Genomic DNA, 8,294 nt, shown 5'->3' with positions numbered 1-8,294 from the left:
GCCCGGTTACATTCCGAACCCGGAAGCTAAGCCTCACAGCGCCGATGGTACTGCAGGGGGGACCCTGTGGGAGAGTAGGACGCCGCCGAACAAATATTGAGAAAACCCCCGTGCCATTCGGCACGGGGGTTTTCTGCGTCTAGGCTCGATCCCATGCGCTATGACCTGGTTATTTTCGACAACGACGGAGTCCTCGTCGACAGCGAGCCGATCTCCAACCGGCTGCTGGCGGCCTATCTGACGGAACTCGGGCACCCCACCTCGTACGAGGACTCCATCCGTGACTACATGGGATCCGCGATGCACCGGATCCACGACCTCGTCCAGGAGCGCACGGGCCGGCAACTGCCCCCGGACTTCGACGACGTCTTCCATGCGCGGGTGTTCGCCGCCTTCGAGCGGGAGTTGAAGCCCGTGCCCGGAGTCGCCGACGTCCTGTCGAAGCTGACGGTGGACGGCGTGCCCTACTGCGTGGCCTCGTCGGGCAGCCACGAACGGATCCGGGTGGGACACCGTACGACCGGGCTCGACCGCTGGTTCGACGAGGACCGGATCTTCAGCTCCCAGGACGTCGGGCGGGGGAAGCCGGCACCGGACCTGTTCCTGTACGCGGCCGAACGGATGGGCGTCCCGCCGCAGAAGTGCGTCGTCATCGAGGACAGCCCCCTCGGGGTGCAGGCGGCCGTCGCGGCCGGGATGGACGTGTACGGGTTCACCGCCATGACACCCGCGGAGCGGCTCGCCGGAGCCACCCAACTCTTCTCGGACCACGGCGAGTTGGCTGACCTGCTGGTGTGACCCCGGGCAGCGCGGCGCGCTGACATTTGTCATGCGGAGCTCGGGACGATCGTTTCTACTGGCGGACCCGTCCCGAGCGGGAAGCTGAGGGCATGACGACGAACACCGAGAGCAAGAGCCGCAGCCAGAGCAAGGCCGCCAACTTCGCGCCGCTCCTCGTGGACGTGGCGGTGCCGATCGGGTCGTACTACCTGTTCAAGAACGGGTTCGGGACGAGCACGCTGATGGCGCTCGGACTCAGCAGCGTCGCGCCGGCCGTGCGCACCGTGTGGAGCCTTGCCAAGGAGCGCACGGTCAACGGCTTCGCCATGCTGATCCTCTGTGTCAACGTGGTCACCCTGCTGCTCAGCTTCGTCGCCGGTGACCCGCGGCTGATGCTGGCCAAGGACAGCGGCGTCAGTAGCGTCATCGCCATCGGTGTCCTGGTCTCCGTGGCCCTGGGCAAGCCGATGATGACCGCCGGCATGAAGCCCTGGCTGGTGAAGGGCGACGCGGGGCGGGAGGCCGCCTGGGCGCGGCTCCAGGCGGGATCGCCGGCCTTCCGGCGGGCCGAGCGGGTCTTCTCGCTGGTGTGGGGTGTGGTGCTGCTGGCGGAGTGCGCCGTGCGGGTCGTGGGCGCGTACACGCTCCCCGTGGACACGATGGTCTGGCTCGGTTCGGTGATCCTCGTCGTCGCGATGACCCTCGGGTTCCTCGTCAGCGGCGCGTTGGCCGCCGGTCCCATGGCGCACATGGTCATCGCCGAGGCCAAGTCCGAGGGTGCGGTGGTCGGCGGTTGCGGCCCGGCCACGCCCGCCGGAACCTGTGGTCCCGCCGTCGCGGTCGCCGCCACCAGGTAAAACTGAGCGAAATTCATCTTTGGCTTGATCTACCCACAGGTAGCCCGGGGCCCTACGCTCGCCGCCATGACAGATGTGCTGCGGCGCGGTAGGGCCTCGTTGGCGTTCAGTTTCTTCGCCCAGGGCGCCGCCTTCGCCCTGCTCGTGACGCGGATCCCGGCCATCCAGGACCGGTACGGCGTCTCGGACGCGCTCCTTCCCGCCTTCCTCGCCGCCGTGCCCGTCCTCGCGGGCGTCGGCAGTGTGACGACCGAGCAGCTGGTGAAGCGAATACCGCCGAGCCTGTTGCTGCGCTGGTCCCAGCCGGTCGTGCTGCTGGCGCTGCTCGGCGTCGGCGCCGGGGACCGGATGGTCGAGCTGGCGATCGCGCTGGCCGCGTTCGGGCTTGCCGTGGGCGCGCTGGACGCGTCGATGAACATGCTCGGGGTGAGCCTCCAGCGGACGTACGGGCGCAGCATCATGCTCAGCTTCCACGCCGTGTACAGCCTGGGCGGGATCGTCGGCGCGTCGCTGGCATGGGCGGGAGCGCACTGGCATCTGACCCTGTGGGTGTCGTATCTGCCGGTCGTGGCGGTGCTGCTGCCGGCCGCGCTGGTCGGGAGCCGGTGGTACGTCGACGGGGACCCCTCGCCGGTGGACGGCGAGAGCGGCGCCGAGAAGGGCGCCGGAAGCGGCCTGGTGTTCAAGCTGCTGCTTCCGCTCTGCCTGGTGATGACCTTCGCGTACATCGGTGACTCGACCGTCTCCAACTGGAGCGCGAAGTACCTCCAGGACACCCTGGGGAGCTCGGAGCAGCTGGCGACCGTCCCGTACAACGTGTACATGGTGACGACGCTGCTCGGGCGGACGATCGGGGACTTCGGCGTACGGCGGTTCGGGGCCGCGGCGGTGGTGCGGGTGGGCGCGCTGGTCGCGGCGGCCGGGTTCGCCGTGGTGGCCGGGGCGCCCGGGGCATGGGTCGGGATGCTCGGGTTCACCCTGCTGGGGCTGGGGCTGTGTGTGCTGGTGCCGCAGACCTTCGCCGCCGCCGGACGGCTGTTCCCGGGGGCGTCGGACGCGGCGATCGCGCGGCTCAACATCTTCAACTACGTCGGATTCCTGATCGGTTCGCCGCTGGTGGGCGCGCTCGGGGACGCCTGGAGCTACCGCGGGGCCATGCTCGTACCGATGGTGTTGGTGCTGGTGACGTTGGCGTACGCCAAGTCGTTCGCCGCGCGATCGGACCGATACGGTGACGGGCATGAGCGGCCGCGCACAGCTGATGTGGGACGAGGCAGTAACGGGCTATGACTTCGGTCCGGACCATCCGATGGATCCGGTCCGGCTGGCCCTGACCCGGAGCCTGGTCGGTGCCTTCGGGCTCGACAAGGACATCGACGTGGTCGCGGCGAAGCCGGCCGGGGAGTCGACCCTGCGGCTCGTCCACCGGCAGGACTACGTCGAGGCGGTGAAGGCCGCGTCGGCGGATCCCGCGGCGGCCGACCAGGCGTACGGGCTGGGGACGGTGGACGATCCCGCCTTCGCCGGGATGCACGAGGTGTCGGCGCTGATCGCGGGCCAGTCGGTGGGGGCGGCGGAGGCGGTGTGGCGCGGGGACGCGCTGCACGCGGTGAACTTCGCGGGCGGGCTGCACCACGCGATGCCCGGATCCGCCTCCGGGTTCTGCGTCTACAACGACGCCGCGCTCGCGATCGCGCGGCTGCTGGAACTGGGCGCCGAGCGGGTCGCGTACGTGGATGTCGACGTGCATCACGGTGACGGGGTGCAGGCGGCGTTCTGGGAGGACCCGCGGGTGCTGACGATCTCGTTGCACGAGCACCCCCGGACGCTGTTCCCGCAGACGGGGTGGCCGCAGGAGACGGGCGCGGAGGGTGCCGAGGGCACGGCGGTGAACGTGGCGCTGCCGGCCGGGACCGGGGATTCGGGGTGGCTGCGGGCGTTCCACGCGGTCGTACCGGAGCTGATCGCGGACTTCGGGCCGCAGGTGCTGGTGAGCCAGCACGGGGCCGACACGCACTTCGAGGACCCGCTCGCGCATCTGGCGGTGTCGCTGGACGCGCAGCGGGCCGTGCAGCTGGCCTGTCACGAGCTGGCGCACACGTACGCCGACGGGCGCTGGGTCGCGCTGGGCGGGGGCGGGTACGCCGTGGTGGAGGTCGTGCCGCGGTCGTGGACGCATCTGGTGAGCATCGCGGCGGGGCGGGAGATCGCCCCGGAGACGGTGATTCCGGAGAGCTGGCGGCAGGAAGTGTTCGCGCGGACCCGGCAGTTGGCGCCGATGCGGATGACCGACGGGCGGTGGCCGGTGGCTTGGGCGGACTGGGAGTCCGGATACGACCCGGCCGACCGTCTGGACCAGGCGGTGCTTGCCACGCGGCGGGCGGTGTTTCCGTTGCGGGGGATGTTGGCGTAGCCAATTCCCGGGGGCGTTGTTGTGGACCTGCGGCTCCGCCGTGGGTTGTCGCGCAGTTCCCCGCGCCCCTGATTGCTCGGGCTGGCGGTGTTGTGGACCTGCGGGTCCGAGGTGGTTGGTCGCGCAGTTCCCCGCGCCCCTGGGTGGGTGGGGGTTGGCGTTGCGGGTGGGCTGCGGGTCCGTCGTGGGTTGTCGCGCAGTTCCCCGCGCCCCTGATTGCGCAGTTCCCCGTGCCCCCAGTGCGTAGGTCCCCGGGCCCCTGGGGGCGGACTGAGGTTAGGCCAACAGTGCGGTGTTCCTGGGTTTTCGGGGGTGGGGGTGGGGTGGGTGCGTCAGCATCGCTGTCGTGTTGAGCACCGGCGCTCTGCGCGCCCATCTGCTGACCGCGCATCTGGCCGGGCCCGTGGCCACCTCCCGGGAGGAGAGCCTGCGGAGCTATCGGCTGTTCGCCGCCCGCGATCCCCGGGTGCTGATCGGGCTCGATCCCGAGTGGTCCTGGTCGCAGCGTGACCTGATCGGGCTGATGGCGGACAAGTGCGGGGTCTCGGGCGACCCCGATTGCGTCTCCGGTCATGACGTGATCGACCCGGAGCGGACCCTGGCTGCCCTCGACGCCTTCGCCGACCGGCTCGCGGCGGTCGCCCGGCGCGGTGCTCCCGTGCTTCTCGGCACCGGTCACCCGCACCGTCTCCTCGGCTTCTACGCCGCGCTTGCGGACGCGCTGTCGGCGGCCGGATGTACCGTCATCGTCCCAGCGAAGGGTCACTGTGTCGACATAACGACCCGGTTCGGTCTACGCACGTACAACCTTGATTACGTACAGGGGGTCGCGCTCGTAAGGGAACCGGACGCCGAACGCCCCGGTTGTGAGCCGGGCGCACACACGCACTCGCCGCTCCCGGTTCGTACCGCTCTGGCCGGGGCTGCCGACGCCGGCGGGCCCCTCCCGGAGTTGGTCATCGGGGACCACGGATGGGTCTGCGGGGCAGGTCAGCTGGGGTTCGAGGCCATCGGCCTGGCCGACACCGACGACCCCGCGCCCTTCGTGGGCGAGGCCGAGGGGTCCGTGTCCGTGGTAGTTCCACTTGATGACGCCGTGCGATCCGATTACTACCGTCCGCTTACCCGCTACGTACTCAATCGAGCGTGTCTGTCACAGTAGGCCGCGGATGGGTGCACCTCTTCCCCACTCGCATCACCCGCCCCTAGTCTGGGGAGTGAGCACGCAACGACGAAGAGTCACCGGAAGGGGAAGCCGGTGGCCGTCGAGTGCGGAAGGTTCAGGTGGGTGTCATGGGTGCAGCCGGCGAGAGGCCTCTGAACGAGGTTCAGTTCCTTACCGTGGCGGAGGTCGCCTCGGTGATGCGAGTGTCGAAGATGACCGTGTACCGGTTGGTGCACAGCGGTCATCTGCCCGCGATCCGGGTGGGGAGGTCTTTCCGCGTCCCGGAGCAAGCGGTACACGAGTACCTCCGTGAGAGCTATGTGGGGGTGGAGACAGCCTGACGGCTGTTTCGGGAAGGCCCGGAAACACCTCGATTACGACCTCAGCGCTCGGGCGGGTAGGCTAGCCCCTCGTAGGTCGTATGGGCCCATGGCGCCCAGCACCGAGTGATGAGAAGTGAGCGAGGGTAGTCGTGGGCTCTGTTATCAAGAAGCGGCGCAAGCGGATGGCCAAGAAGAAGCACCGCAAGCTGCTCAAGCGCACGCGCGTTCAGCGTCGCAACAAGAAGTAGGCGACAGCGCGAAAGCGTGTCACTGTGGCCCTCCACCGCGATCGGTGGGGGGCCACAGCCCTATCCGGAACCCGTGTTCGGAACCACTGTTTTGCGACACTCGCCGTCGCTTCGTGCATTGCGCGGTCATCACAGCGCAATATCGACCCGCTAAGTTGGCCGCAGACGGGGAACGCAGGCAGGGTGCGAGGCCTGGGCCGGTGACGAGACCCGGGCAGGGTGCGAGGTCGGGAAGGAAGGCGCTGATCTTGGGCAAGGTCGTGCTCGTGACCGGGGTGGCCCGTCAACTGGGGGGCCGGTTCGTCCGGCGCATCCAGCGCGACCCACAGGTGGACCGGGTCGTCGCCGTGGACGCCGTTCCGCCCGAGCACCATCTCGGGGGCGCCGACTTCATCCAGGCCGACATCCGGCAGCCCGCCATAGCGCGGGTGCTCGCCGAGACGAACGCGGACACGGTCGTCCATCTGGACGTCACCGCCACCGCCCTCGGCAGCGGCAGCCGGACCACGGTCAAGGAGACCAACGTCATCGGCACCATGCAGCTGCTCGGCGCCTGCCAGAAGTCCCCGACCGTCAAACGGCTGGTGGTGAAGTCCAGTACGAACGTCTACGGGTCCGCGCCTCGCGATCCGGCCGTGTTCACCGAGACGATGCCGCCCAAGTCGCTGCCCAGCGGCGGCTTCGCGAAGGACACGGTCGAGGTCGAGGGGTACGTACGGGGGTTCGCGCGGCGGCGGCCCGACGTGGCCGTCTGCGTCCTGCGGTTCGCCAACATCCTCGGCCCGACCGCGGACACGCCGCTCGTGTCGTACTTCGCGCTGCCCGTGCTGCCGACCGTCCTCGGCTACGACCCGCGGCTCCAGTTCGTGCACGAGGACGACGTGGTCGAGGTGTTGCGGATCGCCTCGCACGAGCCGGCCCGCGGCACCCTCAACAGCGGGACGTTCAACATCGCCGGGGACGGCGTCCTGCTGCTCTCCCAGTGCTCCCGGCGGCTCGGCCGCCCCACGGTGCCGCTGTTGCTCCCCGCGGTCACCTGGGCGGGGTCCCTGGTGCGTACGCTGGGGATGACGGACTTCTCGCCCGAGCAGATCCGGCTGCTCACCCACGGCCGGGTCGTGTCGACCGACCAGATGCGCGAGACGCTGGGATTCACGCCGAAGTACACGACCGCGGAGACGTTCGCGGACTTCGCCCGCAGCCAGGGACCCGGGCTGCTGCCGCCGGAGGCCCTCGCGGGGGCCGTCGACCGGATCGCCGCGCTGCCCCTCGCGGGCGGCGGTCACCCCCAGACGCCGAGCGCCAACTGAGGAGCGCACCAACGATGGCGGACGCCAAGGTCATTCCGTTCGACGACGACCGGTCCCGTGGGAGCGCCGTGCAGCGGCCGTCGCGGCGCCGCGGTGGGGGAAGCCGGCGCAAGAGCGGTGAACCCGCCCTGGTCCGCGAGGTGCAGCAGGTGCAGCCCCTGCCGACCTCCGCGGCCGGACAGGATGATGATGTTCCTGTGACGCACGAGGAACAGCCCTTCCAGGGACCGCAGGACGACGCGGGCAGCGGTCTGGAGCGCCGGGTGGCGAGCGGGCTGGCGTTCCTGCGCCGCCGCCTCACCGGGGACTACGAGATCGACGACTTCGGCTACGACAAGGAGCTCACCGACCAGGTCCTGATGTCGTTGCTCCGGCCGCTGTACGACCAATACTTCCGGGTCGACGTCAAGGGCATCGAGAACATCCCGGCCGAGGGCGGCGCCCTGATCGTGGCCAACCATTCCGGCACGCTCCCGCTGGACGGCCTGATGATGCAGGTCGCCGTGCACGACCATCACCCGGCGGGTCGGCATCTGCGGTTGCTCGCCGCGGACCTGGTCTTCGTGCTGCCGGTGGTCAACGAACTGGCGCGCAAGCTCGGCCACACCCTGGCCTGCACCGAGGACGCCGAACGGCTGCTCGCCCAGGGCGAGGTGGTGGGAGTGATGCCGGAGGGCTTCAAGGGCATCGGCAAGCCCTTCAGCGAGCGCTACAAGCTTCAGCGTTTCGGCCGGGGCGGCTTCGTCTCCACGGCACTGCGCCAGGGCACTCCGATCATCCCCTGCTCGATCGTCGGGGCGGAGGAGATCTATCCGATGATCGGCAACGCCAAGACGCTGGCGCGGCTGCTGGGATTTCCGTACTTCCCGCTCACGCCGACCTTTCCGTGGCTCGGTCCGCTGGGCGCGATCCCGCTGCCGACGAAGTGGACGATCCAGTTCGGCGAGCCGATCGCCACGGACGGCTATCCGCCGGAGGCGGCCGAGGACCCGATGCTGATGTTCAATCTGACCGACCAGGTCAGGGAGCAGATCCAGCACACGCTGTACAAGCTGCTGGTGCAGCGCCGGTCGGTGTTCTTCTGAGTTCCCCGTAGCCGGGGGTACGGCGATGGGGGCGGCCTTCCCGGGAAGGCCGCCCCCCACCCCCGACCACGGTGGCCGGCGGGTGGATCCCGCGGCCGGGGGGGAGGAGACCC

9 protein-coding genes and 1 rRNA gene are annotated in these 8,294 nt (G+C 69.7%); all 10 read left to right on the top strand.

Going from position 1 to position 8,294, the window contains the following annotated elements; translation table 11 throughout:
* Nucleotides 1-91: ribosomal RNA gene (gene rrf / locus ACWC24_RS41610) — 5S ribosomal RNA — on the top strand; the annotation flags it as partial.
* Between the two features lie 62 nt (nucleotides 92-153).
* Nucleotides 154-798 (top strand): HAD family hydrolase, encoded by a 645-nt coding sequence (locus tag ACWC24_RS41605; protein ID WP_450668124.1) that lies wholly within the window; start codon nucleotides 154-156, stop codon nucleotides 796-798.
* Nucleotides 799-890: 92 nt separating this feature from the next.
* On the top strand, nucleotides 891-1,637 hold the full coding sequence (locus ACWC24_RS41600) for a VC0807 family protein (protein ID WP_450668123.1): 747 nt from the start codon (nucleotides 891-893) through the stop codon (nucleotides 1,635-1,637).
* A 66-nt stretch (nucleotides 1,638-1,703) separates the two neighbouring features.
* Entirely contained in the window at nucleotides 1,704-2,927 is a 1,224-nt protein-coding gene (locus tag ACWC24_RS41595; RefSeq protein WP_450668122.1) for an MFS transporter, read from the top strand.
* Nucleotides 2,878-4,050 (top strand): acetoin utilization protein AcuC, encoded by a 1,173-nt coding sequence (locus ACWC24_RS41590; RefSeq protein ID WP_450668121.1) that lies wholly within the window; start codon nucleotides 2,878-2,880, stop codon nucleotides 4,048-4,050. Before ACWC24_RS41595 ends, ACWC24_RS41590 begins: the two co-directional genes overlap by 50 nt.
* A gap of 346 nt (nucleotides 4,051-4,396) precedes the next feature.
* Nucleotides 4,397-5,212: a phosphatase gene (locus ACWC24_RS41585; protein ID WP_450668120.1), complete on the top strand. Its 816-nt coding sequence runs from the start codon at nucleotides 4,397-4,399 to the stop codon at nucleotides 5,210-5,212.
* 131 nt (nucleotides 5,213-5,343) lie between these two features.
* On the top strand, nucleotides 5,344-5,556 hold the full coding sequence (locus tag ACWC24_RS41580; RefSeq protein WP_015658719.1) for a helix-turn-helix domain-containing protein: 213 nt from the start codon (nucleotides 5,344-5,346) through the stop codon (nucleotides 5,554-5,556).
* A gap of 131 nt (nucleotides 5,557-5,687) precedes the next feature.
* Entirely contained in the window at nucleotides 5,688-5,786 is a 99-nt protein-coding gene (locus tag ACWC24_RS41575; protein ID WP_003948845.1) for a 30S ribosomal protein bS22, read from the top strand.
* Between the two features lie 248 nt (nucleotides 5,787-6,034).
* Nucleotides 6,035-7,096, top strand: a complete 1,062-nt coding sequence (locus tag ACWC24_RS41570; RefSeq protein WP_392623860.1) for an NAD-dependent epimerase/dehydratase family protein — start codon at nucleotides 6,035-6,037, stop codon at nucleotides 7,094-7,096.
* A gap of 14 nt (nucleotides 7,097-7,110) precedes the next feature.
* Nucleotides 7,111-8,181, top strand: a complete 1,071-nt coding sequence (locus ACWC24_RS41565) for a lysophospholipid acyltransferase family protein (RefSeq protein WP_450668119.1) — start codon at nucleotides 7,111-7,113, stop codon at nucleotides 8,179-8,181.
* The last annotated feature ends 113 nt before the right edge of the window (nucleotides 8,182-8,294 follow it).

It is taken from the genome of Streptomyces sp. NPDC001443 (assembly GCF_053597355.1).
This window is presented reverse-complemented; position numbering and strand designations above follow the sequence as displayed.

What these genes read in the sequence shown, in the direction of transcription:
- ACWC24_RS41605 (WP_450668124.1), top strand. Translation starts at nt 154, where the DNA reads ATGCGCTATGACCTGGTTATTTTCGACAACGACGGAGTCCTCGTCGAC.
- ACWC24_RS41600 (WP_450668123.1), top strand. Translation starts at nt 891, where the DNA reads ATGACGACGAACACCGAGAGCAAGAGCCGCAGCCAGAGCAAGGCCGCC.
- ACWC24_RS41595 (WP_450668122.1), top strand. Translation starts at nt 1,704, where the DNA reads ATGACAGATGTGCTGCGGCGCGGTAGGGCCTCGTTGGCGTTCAGTTTC.
- ACWC24_RS41590 (WP_450668121.1), top strand. Translation starts at nt 2,878, where the DNA reads ATGAGCGGCCGCGCACAGCTGATGTGGGACGAGGCAGTAACGGGCTAT.
- ACWC24_RS41580 (WP_015658719.1), top strand. Translation starts at nt 5,344, where the DNA reads ATGGGTGCAGCCGGCGAGAGGCCTCTGAACGAGGTTCAGTTCCTTACC.
- ACWC24_RS41565 (WP_450668119.1), top strand. Translation starts at nt 7,111, where the DNA reads ATGGCGGACGCCAAGGTCATTCCGTTCGACGACGACCGGTCCCGTGGG.